This window comes from Nocardia sp. NPDC051929 (genome assembly GCF_044548645.1).
GTDB classification, from domain to species: Bacteria; Actinomycetota; Actinomycetes; order Mycobacteriales; family Mycobacteriaceae; genus Nocardia; species Nocardia sichangensis.
Map to the genome: position 1 here is coordinate 81,746 of NZ_JBIUCG010000004.1, position 25,298 is coordinate 107,043.

General features: G+C 68.1%; 23 protein-coding genes. 10 read left to right on the top strand and 13 right to left on the bottom strand.

Annotation, left to right across the window (positions count from 1 at the left end; all coding sequences use genetic code 11):
- Nucleotides 1-429: 429 nt before the first annotated feature.
- Together ACIHAX_RS06390 and ACIHAX_RS06395 are read right to left on the bottom strand one after the other, a co-directional pair.
- Nucleotides 430-2,859 carry a transglycosylase domain-containing protein gene (locus ACIHAX_RS06390; RefSeq protein ID WP_397276129.1) on the bottom strand — a complete coding sequence of 810 codons (2,430 nt, stop codon included), beginning with the start codon at nt 2,857-2,859 and terminating at the stop codon, nt 430-432.
- A gap of 450 nt (nt 2,860-3,309) precedes the next feature.
- Nucleotides 3,310-3,729: a DUF5318 domain-containing protein gene (locus tag ACIHAX_RS06395; RefSeq protein WP_355071181.1), complete on the bottom strand. Its 420-nt coding sequence runs from the start codon at nt 3,727-3,729 to the stop codon at nt 3,310-3,312.
- 112 nt (nt 3,730-3,841) lie between these two features.
- On the opposite strand from ACIHAX_RS06395, the gene ACIHAX_RS06400 reads away from it, so the two are divergent.
- From ACIHAX_RS06400 to ACIHAX_RS06415, 4 genes are all read left to right on the top strand, one after another.
- Nucleotides 3,842-4,945: a DUF1707 domain-containing protein gene (locus tag ACIHAX_RS06400; protein WP_364424816.1), complete on the top strand. Its 1,104-nt coding sequence runs from the start codon at nt 3,842-3,844 to the stop codon at nt 4,943-4,945.
- A 3-nt stretch (nt 4,946-4,948) separates the two neighbouring features.
- Nucleotides 4,949-5,746, top strand: a complete 798-nt coding sequence (locus ACIHAX_RS06405) for a DUF1707 domain-containing protein (RefSeq protein ID WP_397276131.1) — start codon at nt 4,949-4,951, stop codon at nt 5,744-5,746.
- Nucleotides 5,747-5,859: 113 nt separating this feature from the next.
- Nucleotides 5,860-6,417, top strand: a complete 558-nt coding sequence (locus tag ACIHAX_RS06410) for a PadR family transcriptional regulator (protein ID WP_039803160.1) — start codon at nt 5,860-5,862, stop codon at nt 6,415-6,417.
- The gene (locus ACIHAX_RS06415) at nt 6,410-7,510 is read left to right on the top strand and encodes an inositol-3-phosphate synthase (protein WP_355071185.1); all 1,101 of its coding nucleotides are present in this window, start codon (nt 6,410-6,412) and stop codon (nt 7,508-7,510) included. The genes ACIHAX_RS06410 and ACIHAX_RS06415 overlap by 8 nt, the downstream gene beginning before the upstream one ends.
- Nucleotides 7,511-7,579: 69 nt before the next feature.
- Here the strand turns inward: ACIHAX_RS06415 and ACIHAX_RS06420 are convergent, their stop codons facing one another.
- The 6 genes from ACIHAX_RS06420 to ACIHAX_RS06445 all read right to left on the bottom strand — a co-directional run bounded on the left by ACIHAX_RS06420 (nt 7,580) and on the right by ACIHAX_RS06445 (nt 14,512).
- Complete coding sequence (locus ACIHAX_RS06420; protein WP_355071187.1) at nt 7,580-8,005, bottom strand: GyrI-like domain-containing protein; 426 nt, start codon at nt 8,003-8,005, stop codon at nt 7,580-7,582.
- Nucleotides 8,006-8,014: 9 nt separating this feature from the next.
- Nucleotides 8,015-8,473 carry a GyrI-like domain-containing protein gene (locus tag ACIHAX_RS06425; RefSeq protein ID WP_355071188.1) on the bottom strand — a complete coding sequence of 153 codons (459 nt, stop codon included), beginning with the start codon at nt 8,471-8,473 and terminating at the stop codon, nt 8,015-8,017.
- A gap of 251 nt (nt 8,474-8,724) precedes the next feature.
- Nucleotides 8,725-11,013: a transglycosylase domain-containing protein gene (locus ACIHAX_RS06430; protein WP_397276134.1), complete on the bottom strand. Its 2,289-nt coding sequence runs from the start codon at nt 11,011-11,013 to the stop codon at nt 8,725-8,727.
- A gap of 234 nt (nt 11,014-11,247) precedes the next feature.
- Nucleotides 11,248-12,141 (bottom strand): carbohydrate ABC transporter permease, encoded by an 894-nt coding sequence (locus tag ACIHAX_RS06435; RefSeq protein ID WP_355071192.1) that lies wholly within the window; start codon nt 12,139-12,141, stop codon nt 11,248-11,250.
- Nucleotides 12,141-13,166 (bottom strand): carbohydrate ABC transporter permease, encoded by a 1,026-nt coding sequence (locus ACIHAX_RS06440; RefSeq protein ID WP_397276136.1) that lies wholly within the window; start codon nt 13,164-13,166, stop codon nt 12,141-12,143. The genes ACIHAX_RS06435 and ACIHAX_RS06440 overlap by 1 nt, the downstream gene beginning before the upstream one ends.
- A gap of 44 nt (nt 13,167-13,210) precedes the next feature.
- Complete coding sequence (locus ACIHAX_RS06445; protein WP_356963088.1) at nt 13,211-14,512, bottom strand: ABC transporter substrate-binding protein; 1,302 nt, start codon at nt 14,510-14,512, stop codon at nt 13,211-13,213.
- A 122-nt stretch (nt 14,513-14,634) separates the two neighbouring features.
- Here ACIHAX_RS06445 and ACIHAX_RS06450 point away from each other — a divergent pair, with 122 nt between their 5' ends.
- Together ACIHAX_RS06450 and ACIHAX_RS06455 are read left to right on the top strand one after the other, a co-directional pair.
- Nucleotides 14,635-15,480, top strand: a complete 846-nt coding sequence (locus ACIHAX_RS06450) for a DUF2786 domain-containing protein (protein WP_355071196.1) — start codon at nt 14,635-14,637, stop codon at nt 15,478-15,480.
- Nucleotides 15,481-15,583: 103 nt separating this feature from the next.
- Nucleotides 15,584-16,096: a TIGR04338 family metallohydrolase gene (locus ACIHAX_RS06455; protein WP_364424812.1), complete on the top strand. Its 513-nt coding sequence runs from the start codon at nt 15,584-15,586 to the stop codon at nt 16,094-16,096.
- Nucleotides 16,097-16,480: 384 nt separating this feature from the next.
- Here ACIHAX_RS06455 and ACIHAX_RS06460 read toward each other — a convergent pair whose 3' ends face one another.
- Nucleotides 16,481-17,467, bottom strand: a complete 987-nt coding sequence (locus tag ACIHAX_RS06460; protein WP_397276139.1) for an o-succinylbenzoate synthase — start codon at nt 17,465-17,467, stop codon at nt 16,481-16,483.
- Nucleotides 17,468-17,573: 106 nt separating this feature from the next.
- Between ACIHAX_RS06460 and ACIHAX_RS06465 the strand changes: the two genes are divergently transcribed.
- The 3 genes from ACIHAX_RS06465 (at nt 17,574) to ACIHAX_RS06475 (ending at nt 19,659) form a co-directional block, all read left to right on the top strand.
- Nucleotides 17,574-17,963 carry a hypothetical protein gene (locus ACIHAX_RS06465; protein ID WP_355071201.1) on the top strand — a complete coding sequence of 130 codons (390 nt, stop codon included), beginning with the start codon at nt 17,574-17,576 and terminating at the stop codon, nt 17,961-17,963.
- Nucleotides 17,964-17,999: 36 nt separating this feature from the next.
- Nucleotides 18,000-18,338, top strand: coding sequence for a hypothetical protein (locus ACIHAX_RS06470; RefSeq protein WP_355071203.1), 339 nt, complete (start codon nt 18,000-18,002; stop codon nt 18,336-18,338).
- A gap of 85 nt (nt 18,339-18,423) precedes the next feature.
- The gene (locus ACIHAX_RS06475) at nt 18,424-19,659 is read left to right on the top strand and encodes a lycopene cyclase family protein (protein WP_397276141.1); all 1,236 of its coding nucleotides are present in this window, start codon (nt 18,424-18,426) and stop codon (nt 19,657-19,659) included.
- A gap of 87 nt (nt 19,660-19,746) precedes the next feature.
- On the opposite strand, the gene ACIHAX_RS06480 is transcribed toward ACIHAX_RS06475, so the two are convergent.
- Nucleotides 19,747-20,919 (bottom strand): thiolase family protein, encoded by a 1,173-nt coding sequence (locus ACIHAX_RS06480; protein ID WP_364424811.1) that lies wholly within the window; start codon nt 20,917-20,919, stop codon nt 19,747-19,749.
- Between the two features lie 99 nt (nt 20,920-21,018).
- On the opposite strand from ACIHAX_RS06480, the gene ACIHAX_RS06485 reads away from it, so the two are divergent.
- Nucleotides 21,019-21,549, top strand: a complete 531-nt coding sequence (locus ACIHAX_RS06485; RefSeq protein WP_397276351.1) for a winged helix-turn-helix transcriptional regulator — start codon at nt 21,019-21,021, stop codon at nt 21,547-21,549.
- Between the two features lie 141 nt (nt 21,550-21,690).
- Here the strand turns inward: ACIHAX_RS06485 and ACIHAX_RS06490 are convergent, their stop codons facing one another.
- The 3 genes from ACIHAX_RS06490 to ACIHAX_RS06500 all read right to left on the bottom strand — a co-directional run bounded on the left by ACIHAX_RS06490 (nt 21,691) and on the right by ACIHAX_RS06500 (nt 25,237).
- Entirely contained in the window at nt 21,691-22,773 is a 1,083-nt protein-coding gene (locus ACIHAX_RS06490; RefSeq protein WP_355071208.1) for a sn-glycerol-3-phosphate ABC transporter ATP-binding protein UgpC, read from the bottom strand.
- A 91-nt stretch (nt 22,774-22,864) separates the two neighbouring features.
- Nucleotides 22,865-23,851: a phosphotriesterase-related protein gene (locus ACIHAX_RS06495; protein ID WP_356963081.1), complete on the bottom strand. Its 987-nt coding sequence runs from the start codon at nt 23,849-23,851 to the stop codon at nt 22,865-22,867.
- Between the two features lie 126 nt (nt 23,852-23,977).
- Entirely contained in the window at nt 23,978-25,237 is a 1,260-nt protein-coding gene (locus ACIHAX_RS06500; protein ID WP_364424808.1) for a helix-turn-helix domain-containing protein, read from the bottom strand.
- Nucleotides 25,238-25,298 lie beyond the last annotated feature (61 nt).

A 25,298-nucleotide genomic window follows, 5' to 3' on the forward strand; every position in this document is an offset into this window, starting at 1 on the left:
TTCGTGTCGGCCCTGGCTGCGATCGGATACGTTGGCCAGGGCTGAAAGGATTCGGTCTTTCGACCGCTGTTGGGCGGTCGAGCCTTTCCGTATTTTCTCATGCGTTGGGTATGAATGACGCCGGGCGGGGATGGCCCGCATGATCAACGCATTCTGGTCTGGACATCCTTGGCGAGTTCGGTGATCCGCCTGCTGACCAATAATGTCTGCCCAGAGGGGCGTTTTTCACGGTGATCCTGTCCGCCGAAGTTCGGATATGTACTTGCATCCGAGGGCGCCGGGAATGGAATTCGCCGACCGGACCGATCGATCACGGCTTCCCGGAATTACCAGCCCAGGGAGCAAGCCGTCTCTCGGCAATCCGGCGCAAATACGACGAAGGCCGGGACCGGACCTGATGCGGTCGGACCCGGCCTGTGCGCCGGCGAACTATCGGCCCCGTGTCGGAGCGGTTCCGTTCGTGCCTTCGTTGTTACCCGAGTTGCCGTTGTTGCCGGGTCTCGGTGAGCCGGTGGCCGTCGGCGCGGCACCGTCGGACGGTGCGACCGGTTGGCCGGGCAGCGGTCCGGAGTCCGGTTCACGCTGCTGCTGCGGGCGCTGCTGCTGAGGTGCGGGCTGGACGCCGGGGACCGGGATCGTGATGCCGGGCAGAATCTCCACCTGGGTCGGCGCGACCACCACGGGTGGCAGAAGCGGAGAGTCGACAGTGGACGGCGGGGTGTAGGGCGCCGACCATTCGGGGACACCGGCCTGGCCCTTGATGGGGGCGGGCTTCGGGAACGTCTCGTTGCGAGTCCCCGAGAGCGCGCCGTCCATGGTCGCCTTCCAGATGTCGGAGGGCAGACCGGAGCCGTAGATCATGCCGCCGCTGTAGTTGCGCAGCGGCGAGTTGTCGACGCTGCCGACCCACACCGCCGTCGACAGCGACGGGGTGTAGCCCACCATCCAGGCGTCCTTGTTCTCGCCGGTATCCAGCAGCTGCGCGGTACCGGTCTTGGTCGCCGATTCGCGCCCGTTGGCCAGCCCGTGGTTACGGGAGTAGGCCGCGATCGGCTTCATCGCGGCGGTGACGTTGTCGGCGACAGCGGCCGAAACGCGCTGCTCACCGGCTACCTCACCACGGTCGAGCAGGACCTGACCGTCGGCGGTCACGACCTTCGATACGAAATGCGGCGCGTGGTAGACGCCGGAGGCGGCCAGCGTCGCGTACATCGAGGCCATGTCGAGCGGCCGCGCCTGGTACTGGCCGAGCACGATGCCGTTGTTGGGCCCGGAGCCGTCCGACTCGGTGAGCGTCTTGCCGACTCCCGCGATGGTGTCCGGCATGCCGAGCTTGTACGCCATGTCGGCGATCTTGCGCGGGCCGTTCTGCATGTCCAGCTCCATCCGGTAGAAGCTGGTGTTCAGTGACCGTTTCAGCGCCTCGGCGATGGTGCACGTGCCGCAACCCTCGCCTTCGACGTTGGAGATCTTGATGCCGTTCACGGTCAGCGGCGAGCTGTCGTACATCTGCGACAGCGGGATGCCCAGCTCCAGGTTGGCCGCGAGGCCGATGACCTTGAACGACGAACCGGTCTGCAAACCGGCGTTGGCGTAGTCGTAACCTTGGCCGTTGTCGCCGCCGTAGTAGGCGCGCACGGCACCGGTGTGCGGATCGATCGAGACCACGGCGGTACGCAACTGCTCCGGCTCACCCTTCATCTTCGAGGTGGCCGCGTCGACCGCGGCCTGCTGGGCCTTCGGGTCGATCGTGGTGGTGATCTGCAAGCCCGCGGTGTTCAGTTGCTGCTCGCTGATGCCCGCCGCGCCGAGTTCCTTGAGCACCTGGGTCTTGATCAGGCCCTCGGGGCCGGAGTCCTGCGCCTTGTCCCGAGTCGAGGAGAGCGGGACGACCTGCGGGTACTGCAGGCCCTGTCGCTCGGTCGCGCTCAGGTTGCCGCCGGAGACCATGCCGTCGAGCACGTAGTTCCAGCGGGTCTTCGCGCCCTCGGGATTCTTCTCCGGGTCCAGGCTGGACGGCAGCTGGATGGTGGCGGCGAGCACCGCGCCCTCGGCGACGGTGAGTTCCGACACCGGCTTGCCGAAGTACGCCTTGGCCGCTGCGTCGATGCCATACGCGCCGCGACCGAAATAGATGGTGTTCAGATACGCGGCGAGGATCTCGTCCTTGCTCCACTGCCGCGCCATCTTGGCCGAGATGACCAGCTCGTGCATCTTGCGGGTCAGCGAGTGCTCGTCACCGACCAGCGCGTTCTTCACGTACTGCTGGGTGATGGTCGAGCCACCGCCCGCACTCTCCCGGCCGAGAACGTTGTCCCTGGCCGCGCGCGCGAAGCCGGAGATCGAGAAGCCGGGGTTGGTGTAGAAGTCGCGGTCCTCGGCGGCCATCACCGCGTTGCGTACGTGCGGCGGGATCTGGTCGATGGTGACGTCGGTCCGGTTGCCTTCCGGCGGAACCACTTTGCTGATCACCGAGGTGCCGTCGGAGGCGAAGATGGTCGCCACCTGGTTCGACTTCAGGTCCCCCGGCTGCGGCACCGACACCGTGGTGTACGCGGCCAGGAAGATGCCGCTGGGCAGCAGAATGGCCAGCGCGATCAGCACGTAGAGGGTGCGGCGCACGATCCGCCATGGGAATTTCTTCTGCTGCCCGGGCTGCCGCCTTCCCGGCCCGTCGGAGCCGCCGCTGCCGCCGCGGCGCGGCGGCGGGCCCGACGGCGGACCGCCCGCGGCCTGCCTGCGTTCGCCGGTCGTGGGGCCGCTACCGGTGACGCGACGTCCGTCACGGTCCACCGCCGGACGTGCGCCGGTGGCCGGACGCGGTCCGGTGGCGGGGCCGCGCCTGTCGCGTTCGTTCACCGCCTCGGTCAGGGAAGCCGGCCGCTGCGTCCGCTGGGCAGGCTGGGGGCCGGGAGCGCCACCATTGGGCGCGCCGCGGTTGGGCTGTGGCGGTCGGCCCGGCTGGGGCGGACGGCCGCCCTGCGGAGGACGACCGTTCGGCGGAGGGCCGGGACGGCGCGGCGGCTGGGGGCCGCGCGGCTCACCGGGGAGAGGGCGCGCACCGGGCGGCGGGACCGGACGGGCGCCGGGAGGTGGTCCGGGACGGGGATTCTGATACGGGTTGGGACTTGGACGTGAACTCTGCGGAGGACGACCGCCATGTGGCTCATCGCCGTAGGGCTCGTAGGGCGAATTCACTGACAAGATCTCCATAACTCGTAGCGGTCCAGGTGGCAATCAGCGGTAGTCGTCACCGCGGCGGACGCATGCCGGCTCCGCGAGTCACCCGCCGGGGACGACCCAGGCACTTCATTCGGCGGCGGTGCGCCGGTTCGCGCGTGTCCCGGAGCGGCGTCGCGGCGGTGCCGGCGCGGAACCGAGTACATAGGACTGCACCAGATGATTCCAGCTGCAGGTCCGGCATACCTCGACGACATGAACCGAGAATTCTTCGCGCGTCTCGGCGAGTCGCGCAAGCTCCTCGGGTGTGCGAGCCGATCCGGCGACCGGCCCCAGGCCGTCGCCGAAGACCCAGGATACGAGGGTCAGCTGTTCCTTCCGGCAGATGGGGCATGTGACCTCGCTCCCGCGGCCATGGAACTTCGCCGCACGCAAGAGATAAGGATTCGCATCACACACCTCGGCGACATCGACCCGGCCCGCATAGACGTCAGCCAGCAGCGACCGGCGCCGCAGGGCGTAGTCGACAACTTGCCGCTGAATTCGCACGAGAACCAGAGTAGCGGGGATGGAATCGGGCCGCCCCGGGCTGCTGCGGATTGACCGTTCCCGACCGGGCCGATCCAGCGCGTCGCGCCGCTACCCGGACTACGATCCGTCTGTGTCCACCGCAGCATCCGGGCGCATGCGAGCGCGTGATCTCGACCGCGCCGACGCATCCGGTCTTCTGGATGCCGCCTACGCCGAGGGGCAGCTCGGCGCCGACGAGTACCACGACCGGATCGCGCAGGCCGCGGCGGCGAAGACGCTCGGCGAATTGGCCGCGCTCACCGCCGACCTGCAAACCCCGGCCGCTGCGCGCGGGTTCGCCGCGCGGCGCCCGTCGGGCGCGCGAAAAGTATTGCGCCGCTCCGGTTCCGGCGGCAGTTATCCCGGTCACACCAGGGCGCGCGATGCCGATCGCGCCACTACGCGCGAACTGCTCGACCGCGCCCGTGCCGATGGCCAGCTGTCCGAAGACGAGCACGACGCCCTCATCGAACTCGCCGCGGAAGCGCGCACCCTGGGAGATCTGGACGATCTGGTCGCGGATCTCCAGCGGCCACGCGACGTCGCCCCCGCGCCGCGACCGCCGCGGTCGCATCGACCCCAGTGGTATCGGGCCGCGGTCGCTGTGGCAGCGGCGCTGGCCGCCTGCGCCGGTTTTCTCGCGGTCACCAAGGAGGCGGAACCGCGATCCACGGCGCAAGCCCCGCCGGTCGTGGACGTGGGGGCGGTGCAGCCCGTGGTGGTCCCGACGCCGAGTCTGGTCACCACCGAGGGGATCGCCACCTTCCTGCGCAACTACCAGCGGAAATTCGGCGACCTCCAGGTGGACGAGCTGTATATGCACGGTGATCACGCCTCGCTCACCCGGGCTGTGCCCGGCCAGCCGAACCGGAAGGTCCAGTACGACTACCGCGGTGGTTTCGCCCAGTCCATGCAGATCGAGACACGCAAGGCGGACACGCCGTCGGTGGATCTGGCCGGACTGAACGTGGAGGCGATCGGCAGGGCTCTCGCCGACGCGGCCACCATGACCCGAGTGCCCGGCGGCGTCGTCACGCATTTCAAGGTGGGCGTGAACGGTCTGTCTCCCGGGTACGGCGTTGCTGCCGGGCAACCCGTCATCGAGGTCTACGTGAGCAACGCGGTGAAAGAAAGCGGCCACTTCGTGCTGACCCCGACGGGCGAGGTGCGCCGCGTATGGCCGTTCGGAGGATGAGCGATGGCGACCACCCGATACAGCGACGTCCGGGCCCGCGACACCGACCGCGCCGACGTGTGCGGGCTGCTGGACGCCGCGCTCGCTGACGGCCAGCTCACCGCCGACGAGCACGCCGCGCGTACCGCTCGAGCCATGCGCGCGAAGTCCTTCGGCGAGCTCGAGGCGTTGATCGATGATCTGCAGATCCCCGACGGGCTGGCGAATGCCCCGGTGGTCCGGGTCGACCGGCGGCGTCCGCGCCGCTGGCTGGCGCCGGTGTCGGTGGTCGTCGCGGCCCTGGTGGCAGGCGCGATGGTCGGGGGGATCAGCCGTTGCGGTGTCGATCTGCCCGGCTTCGGGGAGGACGTTCCCGACTTGACCACCGGCGCGGGGCTGGCCTATTTCCTCGCGGAGTACCGGGCCGAATTCGGCGATATGAACGCCGACGAGGTCACGTTCTATCCGAAGTATGCGGTTGTGGACCGGCAGAAGCCCGGCAGCGCCGCCGAGACCGGCGACTACCACTACAACGGCGAATTCCGCACCTCCGGGACCTCCCAGCGGGAACGCGGGGCCCGCAGCTTCGACCTGGCCGCCATCGACGTGCCCGCCATCGCAGGCCTGCTGGCCGGTGCGCCGCGGACGGTGAGGTGCCCGGACGGCGTGATCACCCTGGTCATCGTGCAGTTCGATACGCACGGTCCATACGATCGCGGCGCCGTCGTGGAGATCCACGTCACGGGCAAGGACGGCTCGTCCGGCTACCTGACGACCACTTTCGCGGGCGAGCCGCTAGCGGTCTTCCCACCCACTCGCTGAACCGCGAGTTCGGCCGCACCGGGCCTACGGCTGTGCACAGATGTATCGCTCCGATATAGTGGAAAGTCGCATCCATCGGTTAGGTTCTGTACACAGTCAGGGGGTGAAGCCCGGTGCTCGAACTGGCAATCCTCGGGCTGCTCCTGGAAGCGCCCATGCACGGGTACGAGCTGCGCAAGCGGTTGACGGGCCTGCTCGGGGCCTTCCGTGCCTTCTCCTACGGATCGCTCTACCCGACACTGCGCCGCATGCAGGCGGACGGGTTGATCGCCGAGGAGATCCCCGCGGGCGCGACGACACGCCGCGCGCGACGGGTCTATCAATTGACCCCGGCCGGGCGGGAACGGTTCAGCGAGTTGCTCGCCGACACCGGGCCGCAGAACTACACCGACGACGGCTTCGGCGTTCATCTGGCTTTCTTCAGCCGCACTCCCGCGGAAGCGCGGATGCGGATCCTGGAGGGCAGGCGGCGTCAGGTCGAGGAGCGCCGAGAGGGGCTCCGGGAGGCGATCAAGAAGGCCAGCGGGTCGCTGGATCGCTACACCCGGCAGCTCCATCAACTCGGACTCGAATCAAGCGAGCGCGAAGTGCGCTGGCTCAACGAGTTGATTGCGGCGGAGCAATCGACGAAGGCGGCACCACAGAAAGAGGGAAATATCGGCCATGAGTGACGTCAAGAAGGCTGACAACGCCACAGAGGTTCGCGTCGCCATCGTGGGTGTGGGCAACTGCGCCTCCTCGCTGGTCCAGGGCGTGCAGTACTACAAGGACGCGGACGAATCCGCGACCGTCCCCGGCCTGATGCACGTGCGGTTCGGGCCGTACCACGTCCGCGACGTCAAGTTCGTCGCCGCGTTCGACGTGGACGCCAAGAAGGTCGGCTTCGACCTGGCCGAGGCGATCTTCGCCAGCGAGAACAACACGATCAAGATCTCCGACGTGCCGCCGAGCGACGTCGTCGTGCAGCGCGGGCCGACCCTCGACGGCATCGGCAAGTACTACGCGCAGACCATCGAGCTGTCCGAGGCCGAGCCGGTCGACGTGGTGCGGGTGCTGAAGGACAACAACGTCGACGTGCTGGTGTCCTACCTGCCGGTGGGCTCCGAGGAGGCCGACAAGTTCTACGCGCAGTGCGCGATCGACGCGGGTGTCGCGTTCGTCAACGCGTTGCCGGTGTTCATCGCCTCCGACCCGGTCTGGGCGGCGAAGTTCACCGAAGCCGGTGTCCCCATCGTCGGTGACGACATCAAGAGCCAGGTCGGCGCGACCATCACCCACCGCGTGATGGCCAAGCTGTTCGAGGATCGCGGTGTGCAGCTCGACCGCACCATGCAGCTGAACGTCGGCGGCAACATGGACTTCAAGAACATGCTCGAGCGCGAGCGCCTGGAGTCGAAGAAGATCTCCAAGACCCAAGCCGTCACCAGCAACCTCAAGAAGGAACTCGGCGCCAACGACGTGCACATCGGCCCGTCCGACCACGTGGGCTGGCTCGACGACCGCAAGTGGGCCTACGTCCGCCTGGAAGGCCGCGCCTTCGGTGACGTGCCGCTGAACCTGGAGTACAAGCTCGAGGTGTGGGACTCGCCGAACTCCGCGGGCATCATCATCGACGCCGTACGCGCGGCGAAGATCGCCAAGGACCGCGGCATCGGCGGACCGGTCATCCCCGCCTCGGCCTACCTGATGAAGTCCCCCCCGCAGCAGCTCGCCGACGACATCGCGCGCGCCCAGCTGGAAGCCTTCATCATCGGCGCCGAGTGATTCGGTGACACCGACGCAAGCCGGCCGGAGGCAGAAGCCTCCGGCCGGCTGCGTTGTGCGGCGTCCGCGCTAGTCCAGCGAGACGTAGACCTCCACCGACGCCGGGCCGGTGTAGCGCTCCACCTCCGCGGTGTGGGAGCGGGTGATGGTTCCCGCGTTCTCCGCCTTCGCCACCTGTGCCCAGGCGGTGCGCAGCAGGTCGTAGGGCTTGTCGGAGACGACGAACTTGGCGTAGCGGCCCTGCGGGATGATGGTGAGCACATCGCCGGAGTCCAGCTCGTCCATCGCGCCGATCTCGTAGCCGAGTACGGCGACGGCGTGGTCGTTCTGACCGATGTAGGCCGCCACCCGCGGCACGTTCTTCTCCCGCGCCAGATAGCGATCCCAGGTGAAGTTCACCAGGTCGAGGTCACGCGCGGTCACCTCCCGGCCGGCCAGCGGCACGGTCAGGCCCGCGACCATGCTCTGCGGCAATGTGACGATCTCGAAGTCCACTGTCTGTTCCTACCCGTTGCCCTGATCGTCTGCCACTGCCACGAAAACTTCCACCGTCCGTGCGTCCGGATAGTGTTCCCAGTCGCCGGTATAAGCGCGAATGAGTCGCCCCGCGGCCTCCGCGTCCCACACTGCTCGCCAGATGCTCACGATGGTGTCGCCGAGATTGTCTCCACTGGCGACGAACCGGGCGAAGCGCCCGGCGGGCACCCGGGCGAGCACGTCTCCGGGCTGCAGGTCGGCCAAGCCGTGACAGCGGTAGCCGACGATATGGGTCAGGTACGAATTGATCTCCGGCGCGTGGTCGACGTACGCGGTGGTCGGCGGTCCGGGCAGCTTGCGGGCCAGGTTGCGCTTCCACGCCTCTTCGACTTTCGCGCGGCGCGGCCCCTCGACCGCGAGCGCGGGGCTGCGAAGCACTGTTCCCGCCACCAGCGTCTCGGGTTGGTCAACGACATTGAAATCCACCGGCGTAGCCCCTATGTCTCGTCTGTCCTCAATTGGCGTCGGTCCCGGTGCCCTCCGTGGTGACGCAGGCTACCGCCTCCGGGCCCGTCGCTCGCGCCGCGCTGTCGTCGCTCGGGCGCATATCCTTCCGCATTGTTTTCGCGGTTTCGGCGTCGGCCCGTTCCGACGCACTCGCTGTTCGCTCTCACTCTGGCAAACGATGCTGCCATGTCATGCGTTCCGCCGGGCCACGGAAGGTCACAGCATCATCGCTATCCAGGAACCGGAATGCTCAGTCCGGGGAAAATCTCGACCTCGCTTGGCGGTTGCGGGCTGGGCGGGATGATGACGACGGGCTCGCGCTGCGATGACGGCTGCGGTGGGTTCAGGATGTCGTAGGGACCGCCGGAGGGCGGCTTGCTCGGATTCGGCCGGGCCGGGGCTTGCGCGCCCGGAGCCTGCGCACCAGGGAACTGTTCGATCGGAGCGCCGTCGAGCGCGTCGTCCATGACCTGTTTCCAGATGTCGGCGGGCAGGCCGGAGCCGTAGATGTCGGCTCCGCGTGCGGTGCGGATCGGTTGTGGCTGATCGGTTCCGACCCACACCGCCGTGGACAGCGACGGGGTGAAGCCGATCATCCACGCGTCCTTGTTCGACTCGCTCGCGCCGAACTGCGTGGTACCTGTCTTGGCTGCCGATGGGCGGTTGTTCTTCAGCGCGTGCCCGTTGGAGTAGGCCGCGATCGGGAGCATCGCCTCGACGGTGTTCTCCGCGATCGTCTTGGAGATGCGCTGTTGACCCGCGGGCGGCTGGTCGCCGACCTTTTGCTCGCCGCGATCCAGCAGCACCCGCCCGTCACCGGTCACCACTCGCTGCACGAAGTACGGCCGGTGGTGGACGCCCGACGCGCCGATCGTGGCATACGCCGAGGCCATATCGATCGGCCGGACCGAATACTGCCCGAGGACGATTCCGTTCAGCGGTTTCCCGCCGTCCTCGGTAAGGGTCTTGCCCGCGACGCCGGGCAGCTCCTCCGGAATCCCCGCCGCGTGCGCCGCGTCCGCGATGGACTGAGGACCGTCGAACATCGTCATGGTCAGCCGGTAGAAGCTGGTGTTCAGCGAGCGTTTGAGCGCCTCGGCCATGGTGCACTTGCCGCACGATTCGCCGTCCACGTTGGTGATCCGGGTACCGCGGTCGGTCACGGGGGAGCTGTCCAGCACGCGGGAGAGCGGAATGCTCTGCTGTTGCGCGGCGATCGCCGCGAAGACCTTGAACGCCGAGCCGGTCTGCAACGGCGCCTGGGCGAAGTCGAAGCCGATGCCGTCGTAGCCGCCGAAGTACGCGCGTACCGCGCCGGAACGCGGATCGATCGACACCACCGCGGCGCGCAGTTCCGGTGGCTGCGCACCGAGCCGGTCGCGCACCGCGCCCAGTACCGCGTGCTGCGCTCTGGCGTCGATGGTGGTGGTGATCTGCAGCGCGCCCTTGTTCAAGTCGCGCTCGCTGATGCCGGAGTCGCGCAGCTCGCGCACGACCTGGTTGCGGATCAGGCCCTCGGGGCCGCGAGCCACGTTCTCGTCCGGGATCTGGCTGAGCGGGATGATCGGCGGAAAGGTGGTCGCGTCCCGATCGCCCGGCGCGAGCGCGCCCATCTCGACCATTCCGTCGATCACGTACCGCCAGCGGGCCTTCAGGTCCGCGAGGTGGGTTTCCGGATCCAGGATCGAGGGCGTGCGGATCAGCGCCGCGAGCACCGCGCCCTCCGCGAGGGTCAGCTGGTCGACCTGCTTGTCGAAGTAGACCTTGGCCGCCGCGCCGATGCCGTACGACCCGCGGCCGTAGTAGATGGTGTTGAGGTAGGCGGCGAGGATGTCGTCTTTGCTCCACTGCCGTGCCATCTTCGCCGCGATGATCAGCTCGCGCATCTTGCGGGTGACCGTGCGCTCGGAGCCGAGAAAGGCGTTCTTCACGTACTGCTGGGTGATGGTGGAGCCGCCGCCCGCGTTGTCCTTGCCGAGCAGATTGTCTCGCGCGGCGCGCAGGAAGCCGGAAGTCGAATAACCGGGATTGGTGTAGAAATTGCGGTCCTCCGCCGACAGCACCGCGTCGCGCACCGGGCGCGGCACATCGGACAACGGGACCGGCGTCCGATTCCCGTCCGGCGGGACGATTTTCGCGAGCACGGTGCTGCCGTCGGCGGCGAAGACGGTCGCGATCTGATTGGTCTGCACCGCATTCGGATCCGGGATCTCGGCGCTCCAGTACGCCAGGACCGACAGCAACGCGGGCACCACGCCGAAGATGATGAACAAGGCCAGCAGCAGGCGACGGATGCGTTCGGCCCGGCTGCGCGGCGGACGATCCGGCTCCGCGGGGCGTGGCGCGGTCGGTCGCGATTTCCGGCGAGCCGCCGCGCGCTCGCGCCGCTCCCGCGCGTTCCGGTTCGCCGTATCCGGCCGCTGCGTCCAGCCCGCGATCGAGGCATACGGTGCGGTCGGAGGACCCCCCTTGGCGCCACGCCTGCGTTCACGCGGTTTGCGGAACGAGCTCACGATCATCTCCTCCCGGAGCGTCGGACGAACTCACCTGCACGAACGGACGGAAAAGAGCATCGAAAGGCCGAGTTTACCGCGTACGTTCACAACCGGGTTTCCACTTCTCGGGCCGTTGACACAGCGGTGCACGCAGACCATATGCGTGCTGCGCGAAGCGGCGAACCTATCTGTCCCTAGCGATCCCGCCAACGCCACCACACAGCTCAACCACGGGTTTCGAGCGAAGCGGCAAAAGACTCAGCTCTTCACGCCGCCCGCGGTGAGGCCGGAGATGATCCGGCGCTGGAAGATCAGGACCATGACGACCAGCGGGATGGTGACGATCGTGCCTGCCGCCATGATCGCCGCGTACGGCTGCACCAGCGGGTTGTTGCCGGAGAAGCGGGCGATGGCGACGGTGACCGGCTCGGTCTTGTCGCTGGAAAGCAAACGGGCGAGCAGGTATTCGTTGACCGCCGCGATGAACGCGAGGATCGCGGTGGTGAACACGGCGGGAGCGGCCAGGGGCAGCATCACCAAGCGGAAGGCCTGCAGTTTGGTGGCGCCGTCGATCCGCGCGGCTTCTTCGAGTTCCCACGGCAGTTCGGCGAAGAAGGACGCGAGGATGTAGACCGTCATCGGCAGCACGAACGAGATGTTCGGAATGATCATCGCCTGGTATTCGCCGATCCAGCCGAGGTTGGTGAAGAGCTGGAACAGCGGGGTCACCAGGACGACCACCGGGAACATCGAGGCGCTGAGAATCAGTCCGGACACCACGTACTTGCCGTGGAAGGTGAGCCGGGCCAGCGCGTACGCGGCCAGCACGCCGATCCCCAGCGCGATCACCGTCGTGATGGAGCCGATGACGAGGCTGTTGACCAGCGCCTTGCCGAAGTCGTTGCCGCGGCTGGTGTCGAACGCGTTGCGGAAGTTCTCCAGCGTCACGTGGGTCGGCCACGGAGTGTTGTCGAAGGTGTAGTCGGGATCGCGGAACGCGGTGACCGCCATCCAGTAGAACGGCGCGAGCCCCCACACCAGCACGATCAGCGCGCCCAGGTACAGCCGTACCGAGCCGATGCGTTTGGTCCACGGCACCGGCGCCGCGGCGGATTCGCTCGTCACGGCCTGCTCCGCTGTCTGCACGGACATCAGTGCGCCTCCCGCTGTTCTTCCTGGGTACGAACCGCGTTGGCGCCCAGGATCTTCACCAGCACGAACGCCACGGCGAAGATCAAAAGGAAGGTGATCGTGGACAACGCGGCCGCGCTGTTGGGGCCTTGCCGGACCTGATCGACCACCAGGATGGATACCGTGCGGGTGGCGGGGTTGCCCAGCGTCATGATCGCGGGCAGGTCGTACATCCGCAGCGCGTCCATGGTCCGGAACAGCACCGCGACCAGCAGGGCCGGCTTCAGCAGCGGCAGCGTGATCTGGGTGAACCGCTGCCAGGCCGACGCGCCGTCGACGCGAGCCGCCTCGTACACGTCGGCCGGGATGACTTGCAGGCCTGCCAGCAGCAGCAGCGCCATGAACGGCGTGGTCTTCCAGACGTCGGCCGCGATCACCGCGATCCGGGCGGGCCACGGGTCCGAAGTCCACAGGATGTGCGTGCCGAGCACGCGGTTCACCACGCCGTCGTACTGGAACATGAATTCCCACAACCGCGCGGTGACGGCGGTCGGGATCGCCCACGGGATCAGCACGGCCGCGCGCAGCAGCGCCCGGCCACGGAAGGTCTTACCCATCACCATGGCCATGCCGAGGCCGATCGTGGCCTCCAGCGCGACGGTGACGACCGTGAAGAACAGCGTGACCCCGATGGCCAGCCAGAATTGCGAGCCGAGATTGCCGGTCGGGCACGGCACCGTCTCGCCGGTCGCGATCTGGCACTGTTGCAGCAGCCAGTGCGTGTAATTGTCGAACCCGGCGTTGCCGCCTTCGACGAACATGCCGGTCGCCGGGTCGAGTCCCGAGTCCTTCTGGAAGGACATCCACAGCGCCCGGAACACGGGATAACCGATGACGACCGCGAGCGCGATCAGGACGGGGGTGACGAACAGCCAGGCTTTCCCGGAGCGACGCAGCTCCGAGGCCAGCCTGGCGGCGAAGCCGCGCCTGGCCGGAACGAATTCGTCTTTCGGCACGCTAGTCGCCGTTCCCGAAGGATCCGACACCGTTTCTCTCCTGCGGGTTCGTCGGGTCCGTTGCGTTCAACCGCTCACGATCCAGCGGTTTCGATGCCCTTTTGCATACCGGTGATCGCGTCGTCGACGGACTTGGTTCCGTTCAACGCAGCATAGGCGTTGTCCTGGATGGCCTTGCTCACGGCGGGGTAGAACGGCGTCACCGGGCGCGGCACGGCGCTGGCGATGGAGTCCTTGAGCGCGGGCAGGTACGGCATCTTCGCGATCAGCGCCGGGTCGTCGTACATGGACGCGCGCACCGAGGGCAGCGCGCCCGCGGCGACGATGTGCTGCGCGTCCTCGCTGATCAGGAAGCGCAGGAAGTCCAGCGCGGTTGCCTTGTTCTTGGAGTACGCGCTGATCGCCGCGTTGTAGCCGCCGAGGGTGGAGGCGCCGACGCCGTTCTCCCCCGGCAGCGGGGCGACCGCGAACTTGTCCTTCACGGCGGAGGCCTCGCCGCCGACGTCACCGAAGGTGGACGGCCACGAGCGCAGGAACATCAGCTTGCCCGTCGCGAAGGCGTTGCTGGACTCGGGCTCCTTGAAGGTGATGGCCTCTTTGGGAATGTCGCCGTTGTTGTAGGCGTCGACCAGGACCTTCAGTCCGGCGCGGGACTGCGGGCTGTTCACCGTGGGGGTCTTGCCGTCGGCGCCGACGAAGCTGCCGCCGTAGGCGTTGATCACCTCGGCCGCGTTCACGGTCAGACCCTCGTAGGGCGCGAACTGACCCGCGTAGCAACCGATGTTCTGCTGGCGCGCGATGGGGCACTGGGCCAGCAGCTCGTTCCAGGTCTTGGGCGGGTTCGGCACCAAATCCTTGCGGTAGAACAGCAGGCCGCCGTTGGTGTTGCGCGGCGCGGCGTACAACGTGTTGTTGTAGGTGGCGCTGGCGACCGGCGGGGACAGCAGCGCGCTGGTGTCGATGGCGAAGGAATCTTTCAACGGCTGGATCCAGCCCTTGGCGGCGAACTCGGCGGTCCACGGCACGTCCAAGGCGACCACGTCGTAGTTGGACTGCTTGGAACGCATGTGCTCGACCAGGTCGTCGTACTGCTGCGAGGCGTCGTTCGACTGCTCCTTGAACGTCACCTGCTCGTCCGGGTGCGCGGCGTTCCAGCGCTCGATCAGCTGCTTCACCGCGCCGGTCTCGGTGGTGTCCTTGCCCTCGACGTAGGTGATCGGGCCGCGACCGGTGAGATTCTGGCTGATCGGGCTCCCGCTGCTGTCGCTGGAGCAGGCGCTGGTGAACGTCGCGGTCAGCAGCCCGACCGACGCGAGGGCCACCGCGGCCCGCGGTACGAGCGACGAACGTAGGGACGTCACCTTCTTCACAGCCATCGCAAACACTCCAGGATCGTTCGTGAGCGGCAGCACACCCTGCCGGTGCACAAGGCAAGATACATGGTGCCGATCCGGCGTGCGGGACAGTGGCTGGAACTCGCCCACTAGGCTGGGGCGCGATGTCTTCGCCGAACGCGGTTCCCGATCGGATGCTCACGCGCATCGGTGGGCTGCTGCGCAAGGCCGAGTGCACGGACAACGAACACGAGGCCGAGGCGTTTCTCGCCGCTGCTCAGCGGCTGGCCACTAAGTCGTCCATCGACCTCGCCGTGGCGCGGGCGCACATCGCGGGACGCGAGCGCAGGCCCACACCGGTGCAGCGGATCATTCCGATCGGCGAGCCCGGCAAACGCGGGTTGCGCACCTATGTCCAGCTGTTCGTCGCGATCGCGGCCGCGAACGACGTGCGCTGTGACGTCGCCCGGACTTCGACACAGGTCTACGCCTACGGGTTCGACTCCGACATCGACACCTGCGAGGCGCTCTACGCCAGCCTGCTCGTGCAGATGGTGCGCGCGTCCGACCAGTACATCAAGTCGGGGGCCTACCGATCGGCCACCGTCGAGAAGATCGTGGTGGAGAAGCGGTGGGGTCGCCAGGTGCGGCGCCGGGTGCAGGCGCCGGTCGCCGGTGTGACGGCGCGGCTGAATTTCCAGATGGCGTTCGCCGCGCGGATCGGGCGGCGGCTGTCGGAGGTCAAGGCCGAGGTGGAAGCCGAAGTGTTGCCACGCGACGCCGAGGTGTCCGGGACGGCGCTGGCCCTGCGGAACAAGGAGATCGAGCTCACAGACTTCTACGCGAAGACGTCGGAGGCGCGCGGCACCTGGCGCGGGCCGCAGGAGTCGGCGGGACATTCGGCGGCGGCGCGGGCGGCGGGGGACCGGGCGGGGCGGGCCGCACGGATCGGTAATTCGCCCGAACTGCCCGCCGCGCGTAAGAAGTTGAACTCTTCCGAGGGCGGTTGACCGGCGTGAACGTCACGGGCCGAACCGGGCGAGCGGCTGCCGGGGTCCGGTCGGCGCAACTCGGCGACAGGCCGATGCCGCCCGTGGGATCGGCGGCGCGGCGATGACCGTGCGCGACGGCCAGCGTGCCAAGGTCTACGACGCCGAGCAGTTGGTACGCGGGGTGTTCGATCGCGCGGACGAGCACGGTGTGCGCACCGTCGAACTCTATGGTTCGCAGCTCACGTTGCCGATCGAGCGCCGCTTCGCCTCGGTGGAATCCGTACAGAGTTATACGGACAAGGTGCTGGCGCTCAATTGGGTGCGGGCGCGCTGGGAGCGGGCCGCCGTGGCGGTGCGCGTCCGTTCTCGCGCCGGAACAACGGCCGCGCACTACGAGGCGGCCGGGAACGTTCTGGCGGTTCCGCTGCACACCGGCGGCACCGCGTGGGCGCTGCGGGAATTGGTCATCCTGCACGAACTGGCGCATCACCTCGAATCCGCCCCCGAGTCGGCAGCCCCGCACGGCCCGGAATTCTGCGACCGCTACGTGGACCTCGTAGACGGCGTCGTCGGTCCTGAGGCAGCGTTGCTCTTGCGCACGACGATGCTGGGATGCGGCGTCCGGATCGGGTGAGCGGCCGGCGATTCTTTACCAGGTTTCGCGATCAGGCATTCACCTGGTGACCGGGAATGGCGATCCAGGCGGCTGTCATCGTGGCCGCTAGGCCGCCCTTGCCTGCGAATATGAGGCGATGTTGAGCCTAGCGGTCCTGTGTAGGGTCTGGTGGGATCGAGGTGCGCTGCTGGAGTAGGAGAAGGCTCGAGTAACGGGTCGGCGTTGATCTTGGCCGTGGAGTTGGTGCGTTACCTGCGCCGCTGGTACGCGTGCTCGTCTCGGTCTCGGGAGTAGCAGGGTATAGCAGATCCTGAGGGGTTCGGTGCACGCTGCCACACCTGCCTGACCCCGAACACAGGTGTCGCTTGGGGGTGCGAGGTGGACCCGTTGCAACCACGCGCGTTATGTGGCCGGGTTCTTCTGTGCGGCGAGGGCACTGACGCGAGCCAAGCGGTCCTGCCACCAGGCGGCGCGATCGGCATCGGGCTGCCGATGGCTTTCGAGCAATTCCGGTTCCGGCTCGGGTGGGGTGCGCAGAACCGGGAGGTAACCGTCGACCGCACGCAGGGATCCGCGCGTCACGTCCCCGGTGAGCAGGCTCAGCGTGCCCAGCCCGCAGGCGAAGTCGAGTTCGGGCAGCGCCCCGGCCAGCGCCAGCTGGGCGGCGAGGCCGACGCTGGTCTCCAAGGCGGAGGAGACCACGCAGGGCAGCCCGGCTGCCTCGGCCACCTGCAAGGCGCGGCGGACTCCGCCGAGCGGCGTGCATTTGAGGACGGCGATGTCGGCGGCCCCGGCGACCGCGACCCGCATCGGGTCCTCGGCGCGGCGGATGGATTCGTCGGCGGCGATGCGCACGTCCACGCGGCGGCGCACCGCGGCGAGCTCCTCGATGGTGCGGCACGGCTGTTCCACGTACTCCAGCCCGCCCGCGGCCTTGTCGATCAGTTCGATGTGGCGCACCGCGGTGTCGATATCCCAGACCGCGTTGGCGTCGACTCGGATCGCGCCGTTGGGGCCGAGCGCGTCGCGGACCGCCTCCACCCTGGCCAGATCCTCGGCGAGCGATTCCGGGTGGTCGGCGACTTTCACCTTGGCGGTGCGGCAGCCGGATCGGGCCACGATCGCGTGCGCCTGCCGCGGGTCGACGGCGGGCACGGTGCAATTGATCGGAATGCGATCCCGCACCGGTTCGGGCCAGCCGGTGGTTACCTGCTCCACGGCGGTGGCCAGCCAGCCGGCGGCCTCCCGGTCGTCGTATTCGGGAAACGGACAGAATTCGCCCCAGCCGAGCGGCCCGTGGATCAGCATGCCCTCGCGCACCGTGATGCCACGGAAGCGGGTGCGCATCGGAATGGCGTAGACGATGTTCTGCGCTGCGGAGTCGCTCATCGCCGACCAGCTTATGCGGCTGCGGCGGCCGATCGCGGGATTGCGCATGCGGACTCGAGTAGTTTCCCCGAGTCGGCCCGGCGCGCGAGACGGGATCGTTGGCGTCATGATCCACACCGGTACTCCGCAGCCTTGGCCGTACGGCACGCCGCCCGTAGGGCAGCGGCCGGTGCGGACCTGGGACGTCGTACTCGCAGTCGTGCTGTACTCCGTCGCCGTAGTTCTGGGTGCGGCCGCCGCCTATTTCACCGTCTTCTTCGCCTTCGCCTCAGATCCGTGCGGTCAGGACAACTGCCGCACCGAATACCTCGGCTGGGCGTTCGCGGTGTCGTGGGGCGGGACGGCGACCGCGATCGTCGGGGTTACCGCGATCCTTGTTCTCGCCGCGATCAAGCGTTGGTACATGTGGTACTGGCCGGTGCTGGCGATGGCGCTCATCGTCCTGTCGTTCGCCGGCGGCGTCGCGCTGGCTTCCCAGGTCTACACAGGCGCTTGAGATGCCCTGCGGCCGTTGACCGGTCATGCTGAAGCAATGGCGTGGCACATCCGGCGACGAACGGCCGATGCCTTGCGCGTGGCGCTGGGGTCGGTGATCGTCCTCGGATTCGGCTGGGTGATGGCCGCTTTCGTCCCGCTCTACGAAGTGCTCCTGCGCGACGGACACGAGGGCCGAGGCGTCGGGTACCTGCCGTGGGCACAGGTCATCGCCTGGGCGGGCATCGTGGCGTCGGTGCTCGCAGCGGTCGTCTCGGCCCTGGAGAAGGTGCGCGACCGGAGGCCGATCGCTTGGACTCCGCTGATCGCGGTGCCGCTGATCCTCGAATCCTGGCTGGTCGGCTTCTTGATCGCGGTCGTGCTGGTCTCCTATTGATCTGCCGCTGCTCCGAGTTCGATCTGCCCAGGTGTGGGCAGTTTTCGAGCGGAGGGTGCCGGTCGATCTTCTTCATACTGACCGGGTGGGTCTGGAAATAGAACTTTGTGTGGTGGGACTCGGTCCGACGGGTCGCGCGCTGGCGCATCGGGCGATGCGCGCAGGGCTCTATGTCACGGCGATCGATCCGCGGCCGGAGCGCTTGTGGTCGCCTACCTATGCCTGCTGGGTCGACGAACTGCCGCAGTGGCTGCCGTCGAGCGTGATCGCCGCCCGTCTCGAAGCCATGACGGCGTGGGCCGGCACCGAGCACCGCATCGAACGGCCCTACTGCGTGCTCTCGAACCAGGGACTGCGGGATGCGTTGCCGCTCGACGACGCTACGGTGCTGGCCGGCCGGGCGACTCGAGTGGACGCGCACGAGGTGGAACTCGCGGACGGCAGGATCGTTCGCGCGGCGGTGGTCGTCGACGCCCGCGGGCTTCATCGGGTCGAACAGCGCCGTGCGGTGAGCGCGCACGGAATTTTCGTGTCCGCCGAAACCGCGGCGCCGATGCTCGCCGAGGGCGAGGGATTGCTCCTGGATTGGCGCCGCGACAATGGTGCGGGCCCGGACGAGCCGCCGTCGTTCCTGTACGCGGTGCCGGTGGGCGATGGCACAGTGGTTTTCGAGGAGACCAGTCTCGGCCTTCGTGGCGGTATGCCCCAGCATGAGCTGCGCAAGCGTTTGCGGAATCGGCTCGCCGCGCATGGCGTCCAGGTGACCGGTGCGGAGCCGTGCGAAGCCCCGCACTACCCGCTGGATCAGCCGCCACCGAAGAAGGGGTCGGGCGCGGTGATTCCCTTCGGCTCGCGCGGCGGCATGATGCACCCGACTACCAGTTACAGCGTGGCCGACTCGCTGGCCCTGGTGGACACCGCGGTCAGTGCGGTGTGCGATGAACGCGATCCGGTTGCCGAATTGTGGCCATGGCAGGCTCGGCTGGTCTACTGGATGCGGATGCGCGGGCTGTGGGGTCTGGGCCGGCTCACCACCGACCAGTCGATCGCGATGTTCGAGTCCTTCTTGCAAGCCTCGCCGCGCGGACAGCGGGCGTTGCTGTCCGCGCACGACGACTACGCCGCGCTGGGAGCCGTGCTGTTCGACACGGTCGCACGCGTGCGTCCGTTCCGGTGGCGCTACGACCTGGTCGGCTGGACCAACCGGAACCGCTGGGCGGGATACGCCTTCGAACGGCAGGCACACCGGAGGAGTGGTCGTCCTCGCGGCGGGCCGGCCGAACTCCTCGACGTATCCACTGTGCCCGGGCGGAATCCGTAGACGGCGTTCGAGCATCAGCGTGTGCCCGATCATTTCTTCTGCGCCACCGGCAGATCCGCCTATGGACTCGGTTGGGAAAGAAGCGGATCAGCCCAGCCGCTCCACGATGGTGGCGTTCGCCAGACCACCTGCCTCGCACATGGTTTGCAGGCCGTAGCGGGCGCCGCGGTCCTGCATGGCGTGGACCAGCGTGGTCATCAGGCGTGCGCCGGACGCGCCGAGCGGGTGCCCGATCGCGATCGCGCCGCCGTTGACGTTGACCTTCGCCAGGTCCGCACCGGTGTCGTGCGCCCAGGCCAGGACCACCGGCGAGAACGCTTCGTTGATCTCGATCAGGTCGATGTCCGACAGCTGCAAACCGGCCCGCTGCAAGACCTTTCTGGTCGCCGGGATCACCGCGGTGAGCATCAGCAGCGGGTCGTCGCCGGCCACCGCGAAGCTGTGCAGCCGGGCGAGCGGCTTCAGCCCGAGTTCCTTCGCGCGCTCGCCGGTCATGATGAGCACCGCCGCGCTGCCGTCGCTGACCTGGCTCGCGCTCGCGGCCGTGATCGCCCAGCCGATCTGCGGGAAGCGGGCGGCCATGGCCGGGTCGTAGTAGGCGGGACGGAGTGCGCCCAGCGTCTCCAGCGTGCTACCGACCCGGATGCCCTCATCGGTGGCGAGTCCGTTGATCGGCGCTAGTTCCCGCGCGAACAGGCCGTTCTTGGTGGCGAGCGCGGCCTTCTCGTGGCTGGCGAGCGCGAACTCGTCCAGCTGGGTGCGGGTGAGTTCCCATTTCGCCGCGATCAGCTCCGCGCTGATGCCCTGCGACACCAGGCCTTCCGGGTAGCGCTCGGCGAAGCCGACGCCGGAGATGTCGTCCGATCCGACCAGATTGGCGCCCATGGGAATCCGGCCCATCGACTCCACGCCTGCGGCGACCACGATGTCGTAGGCGCCCGCGATCACGCCTTGCGCGGCGAAGTGGATCGCCTGCTGGCTGCTGCCGCACTGCCGGTCGACGGTGGTGGCCGGGACCGATTCGGGATATCCGGCGGCCAATGCGGCCCGCCGTGTCATATTCGCCCCCTGCTCGCCGAACTGCGTGACGACGCCGCCGATCACGTCATCGATGAGGGCGGGATCGATGCCGCTGCGGTTCACCACCTCGCGCAGGCTGTGGGCCAGCAGATCAACCGCATTGACGTCGTGCAGTGCTCCGTTCGGCTTGCCTTTGCCGATCGGCGTGCGTACCGCTTCGACGATCACCGCGTCTCTCATGGTGCTTCCTTCCGGACCGAGAGCCGGGCCGCCATGCCTGGCTCTATCAACACATAGTCAGATTACACCTGGCAATAGTTGACACAAGTCAGCTCCGGTATGATGTTCGTCATGGCAGCAGTGATGGAAGGACCGTTGGCCGATCTCAGCGCGTGGAAGGCCGAGGAATGCTCGATCGCCAAGGCGATGGACATCGTCGGTACGCGTTCGGCGGTGCTCATCCTGCGCGAGGCGTACTACGGGACCCGGCGGTTCGACGGGTTCGCCAGCCGCGTCGGCATCACCGACGCGGCGGCCGCGGCCCAGTTGCGCAAGCTCACCGAGGCGGGCTTGCTGGCGAAACGGCCCTACCGAGAGGAAGGCAAGCGCACCAGGCACGAATACGTGCTCACCCGGATGGGACGAGATCTACTGCCCGCCGTGCTGGCGCTCATGCAGTGGGGCGACGCCTACTTGCAGCCGGGGCCTGCCCCACTGCTCTTGGTCGAGGAGTCGACCGGCGCCCCGGTGCGGGTGCAGGTGCGCAGCGAGTCCGGCCGCGAGATCGAACTCGAGGAACTGGGCGTACGGCTCAACGAGGAGTACGCCCAGCAGCGGCGCGAGCGCCGTCGAGTGGACGCGACAGACTGATGCCCGCTCGCGGCGCTGTGCCGAGCGGGCCGTCAACCTGCGATGCCGCGACCACACCTGAGCTGCCGAGCCGCCGGCGGTGACCGCCTCGCGCTGGATCGAGCCGAGAGCCGAAGCCGTGCGGCCCACCCGGCAGCGTGCTCAGTTGAGCCTGCGTCCTTCGGTGTCGAAGAAGTAGACGTGCTCCGGCGCGGTGGCCAGCCGCAGCCGGGCGCCCTTCGCAGGCGGATTGCGCCAATCCGCGCGCGAGACGATGGTTTCCCCGGCGCCGTCGGTCCCGCCTTCGGCGACGGTGCGGCCGTAGATGTAGGCGTCGGAACCGAGTTCCTCCACCACGTCGACTTCCATCTCGATGCCGGAGCCGTTACCCAGTTCGAAATGCTCCGGGCGGATACCGACCGTCACGGTGTTCCCCGCCTCGTCCGCGACCGTGCGCGGCAGCGCGATCGCGTGCCCGCCCAGCTCCACCCGGCTATCGGTGACCGGAAGCGTGAACAGGTTCATGGCAGGCGAACCCATGAACCCCGCGACGAACACGTTGGCCGGATCGCGGTAGAGGTCGCGCGGAGTGGCGCACTGCTGCAACAGGCCGTCCTTCAGCACCGCGACCCGATCGCCCATGGTCATCGCCTCGACCTGGTCGTGGGTGACGTACACCGTGGTGGTGCCGAGCCTGCGCTGCAACTGCGCGATCTGGGTGCGGGTCTGCACGCGCAGCTTGGCGTCCAGGTTGGACAGCGGCTCGTCCATCAGGAACACCTGCGGCTGCCGCACGATCGCGCGGCCCATCGCCACCCGCTGACGCTGGCCGCCGGACAGCGCCTTCGGCTTGCGATCCAGGAAGGGCTCCAGGTCCAGCAGCTTGGCCGCCTCCAGGACCCGCTTCTCCTTCTCCGCCTTGGCCACCTTGGCCAGCTTCAGCGCGAAGCCCATGTTCTCCGCGACGGTCATGTGCGGATAGAGCGCGTAGTTCTGGAACACCATGGCGATATCGCGTTCCTTCGGCTCGGCGTGCGTGACGTCGTTCTCGCCGATCAGGATGCGTCCGCCGTTGACCTCCTCCAGCCCGGCGAGCATGCGCAACGAGGTCGATTTCCCGCAGCCGGAGGGACCGACCAGGACGAGGAATTCGCCGTCCTCGATCTCCAGGTTCAGCCGATCCACGGCGGGTTTGGCGGATCCGGGGTAGAGCCGCGTCGCGTTGTCGAAGGTCACAGTGGCCATGACGAATTCACATCCCATCCCGGCAGGAACGTGCCGGACGATCCGAGTAAGGGTGCGGCGATCCTATCGGGCGGGCCGGCGACGAGCCACGTCAGCGGGTGCGCGCCTCGAAGAACGCGCGCGGGACGTCGACCAGCATGGTGTCGATCTGCTCCTCCGTGACATCGCGTTCGAGCACGTAGGGGAACACATCGTCGAACAGGTGGGTGTAGTGCCACTGCGGCAGGGCGGCCATGGCGGCGGGCTCGATCCAGTCGATATAGCAGCTCGCGTCCTGGGACAGCACCATCCGGTCGGTGTAGCCGCGGCGGACCATCTCGATCAGGGTGTCGGCGCGGGCTTCGAAGGTGGTGTCGAGGTTGATGCCGAAGCGGTCCATGCCGAGCACGAAGCCGGCGTCGGCGAGTTCGGCGAGGTGATCGCAGTCGGTGGTGTCGCCGCTGTGCCCGAGCACGATGCGACCCGGGTCGACGCCTTCCTCGTCGCACATCACGCGCTTCACGTCGAGCCCGGCGCGCGACTCCGGATGGGTGTGCACCGTGATCGGCACGCCGGTCTCGAGATGGGCCCTGGCGACCGCGCGCATGACCCGTTCGACGCCCGCGGTCAGCCCTTGCTTGTCGATCGCGCACTTGAGCATGCCCGCCTTGACCCCGGTGCCCGCGATGCCGTCGCGGATGTCGCCGACGAACATGTCGACCATCGGGTCGGGGACCTGCGCGCCGACGATCTCGTTCAACGCAGGGCCGCGGTAGTGGAAGAAGAACGGGACATCCCCGTAGGTGTAGATGCCGGTGGCGACCACCAGGTTCAGCGGCACCTGCTCGGCGATCCGCTGGATCCGTGGGATGTAGCGGCCCAGCCCGACCACCGTCGGATCGACGATCGTCCGCACCCCGGCGTCGTAGGCGACCCGCAACCGTCGCACGGCATCGGCGATGCGTTCGTCCTCGGAGCCCCATTCGGCCGGGTAGTTCTGCTGGACGTCCCCGGTGAGCACGAAGACGTGCTCGTGCATAAGTGTCACTCCGAGCTCGGCGGAATCGATCGGCCCGCGCACGGTTTCCAGCGTCGACACAGCGATTTCTCCTCATCTGAGCTGCGCATTCGCAGGAATCGTACGAACCGGTATGTGAGGTGGGCCATATTCGCCGGTGCTGAATCTTCGTACAACTTTCGTGCGCATCGCACAGAAGGACGCGGCTCAGGCCACCGGGCACGGTTGCAGCACCGCCGGTCCGAACCAGCGGGCGGCTTGCAACGCCAGATGCAGGTGCAGCGTGCGATCGTGATCGTCGAAGTCGTGGCGGGTCAGGTCGAGTGCCTGCCGCACCCGGTACTGGACGGTGTTGCGGTGCACGGCCAACTCCTGCGCGGCCGCGGCGTAGCTGCGGTTGTTGGCCAGGAAGACGCGCAGGGTTTCGCGCAGCCAGAGATTGCGCTGGTTGCCGGTCGCGAGTTCACCCAGGCAGTCGGCCACGTACTGGCGCAGTTCCTCGATGTCGCCGCCCAGCAGCGCGACGGCCGCCACCTGGTCGTGCGACACCGCGCGGGGCGCGTCGGGACCGGCCAGCAGCACGAGTTCGCGCACCCGATCGGCTTGCCGCAGGCTGCGGCGGAATCCCGCGACGCCGGAACCGCGCCCGCCCACCGCCACACGCACCGGCAACGCCAGTGCCGACAGGGCACGCTCGATGGCCTCGGCATCGATGGTCGTGTCCCGAGCGATCGAGAACCACAGCCGCACTTCGCGTTCGTCGGTCGGCACCAGCAGCGCCCGGCGGGGGTGGCCGAGCAGCGGAACCAGCGCCGCGCGCACGGCGTCCAGGACATCCACCGCGGCCCGTGCGGACAGCTGCGGCTCGGTCCAGGCGTTCACCGCGACATGCCGGCCGGACAAGGGATAGCCGAGCACTTGCTCGGCCTGGCCGATGTCGTCGGCCGAGCCGTCGAGCACCCGCGCCACCCATTCCTGACGCAGGCCGCCGCGACTGCCCACCCACCGGTCGCGCTCCTGCTCGTAGGCGATGCCGACGTGCTCGCACACCCGGTCGATGTACACCGCGGAGCGATGGACGATCCGGATGATCGCCGCCGCGCTGTCGGAGCCACCCAGTTCCGCCGCGTAGCGCATTGCGATGTCGAGGAACCCGGCATGCCCCACCCGGTACGCCCGCATCAGCGCCGACAGCGGGACGTCGCGCTGCGCGAGCGTGCGCGCGTACACCAGCGCCCGCGCCGGGGCGTGCACGTCGTGCTCGGCGGCGTCGTTCTGCACGAAGTCGAGGACGGACATCAGATTGTCGGTGGTGCCCGCCTCGAACAGGCCCCGCAGCCGGGTATCCAGGTCGAGCGCCGCGACTTGCGCGCGCATCACCGCCGACAGCTCGGCGATCAGCTGATCGCGACCGCGCAGCATCGTCGAGACGACCGCGCGAACCACTTCGTTCTCGCCGTCGGCCACTGGCGACACCTCCCTTCGCCGGGCTCGGCATCGGGTCTCAACCTAGCCCCCGCCGGACGCG

Excerpts from the sequence above, each read along its gene's own strand:
- ACIHAX_RS06405 (WP_397276131.1), top strand. The coding sequence starts at position 4,949 with ATGGCGACCACCCGATACAGCGACGTCCGGGCCCGCGACACCGACCGC.
- ACIHAX_RS06435 (WP_355071192.1), bottom strand. The coding sequence starts at position 12,141 with ATGTCCGTGCAGACAGCGGAGCAGGCCGTGACGAGCGAATCCGCCGCG.
- ACIHAX_RS06485 (WP_397276351.1), top strand. The coding sequence starts at position 21,019 with ATGATGTTCGTCATGGCAGCAGTGATGGAAGGACCGTTGGCCGATCTC.
- ACIHAX_RS06470 (WP_355071203.1), top strand. The coding sequence starts at position 18,000 with ATGGCGTGGCACATCCGGCGACGAACGGCCGATGCCTTGCGCGTGGCG.
- ACIHAX_RS06450 (WP_355071196.1), top strand. The coding sequence starts at position 14,635 with ATGTCTTCGCCGAACGCGGTTCCCGATCGGATGCTCACGCGCATCGGT.
- ACIHAX_RS06455 (WP_364424812.1), top strand. The coding sequence starts at position 15,584 with ATGACCGTGCGCGACGGCCAGCGTGCCAAGGTCTACGACGCCGAGCAG.
- ACIHAX_RS06480 (WP_364424811.1), bottom strand. The coding sequence starts at position 20,919 with ATGAGAGACGCGGTGATCGTCGAAGCGGTACGCACGCCGATCGGCAAA.
- ACIHAX_RS06415 (WP_355071185.1), top strand. The coding sequence starts at position 6,410 with ATGAGTGACGTCAAGAAGGCTGACAACGCCACAGAGGTTCGCGTCGCC.
- ACIHAX_RS06460 (WP_397276139.1), bottom strand. The coding sequence starts at position 17,467 with ATGAGCGACTCCGCAGCGCAGAACATCGTCTACGCCATTCCGATGCGC.
- ACIHAX_RS06445 (WP_356963088.1), bottom strand. The coding sequence starts at position 14,512 with ATGGCTGTGAAGAAGGTGACGTCCCTACGTTCGTCGCTCGTACCGCGG.
- ACIHAX_RS06430 (WP_397276134.1), bottom strand. The coding sequence starts at position 11,013 with ATGATCGTGAGCTCGTTCCGCAAACCGCGTGAACGCAGGCGTGGCGCC.
- ACIHAX_RS06490 (WP_355071208.1), bottom strand. The coding sequence starts at position 22,773 with ATGGCCACTGTGACCTTCGACAACGCGACGCGGCTCTACCCCGGATCC.
- ACIHAX_RS06465 (WP_355071201.1), top strand. The coding sequence starts at position 17,574 with ATGATCCACACCGGTACTCCGCAGCCTTGGCCGTACGGCACGCCGCCC.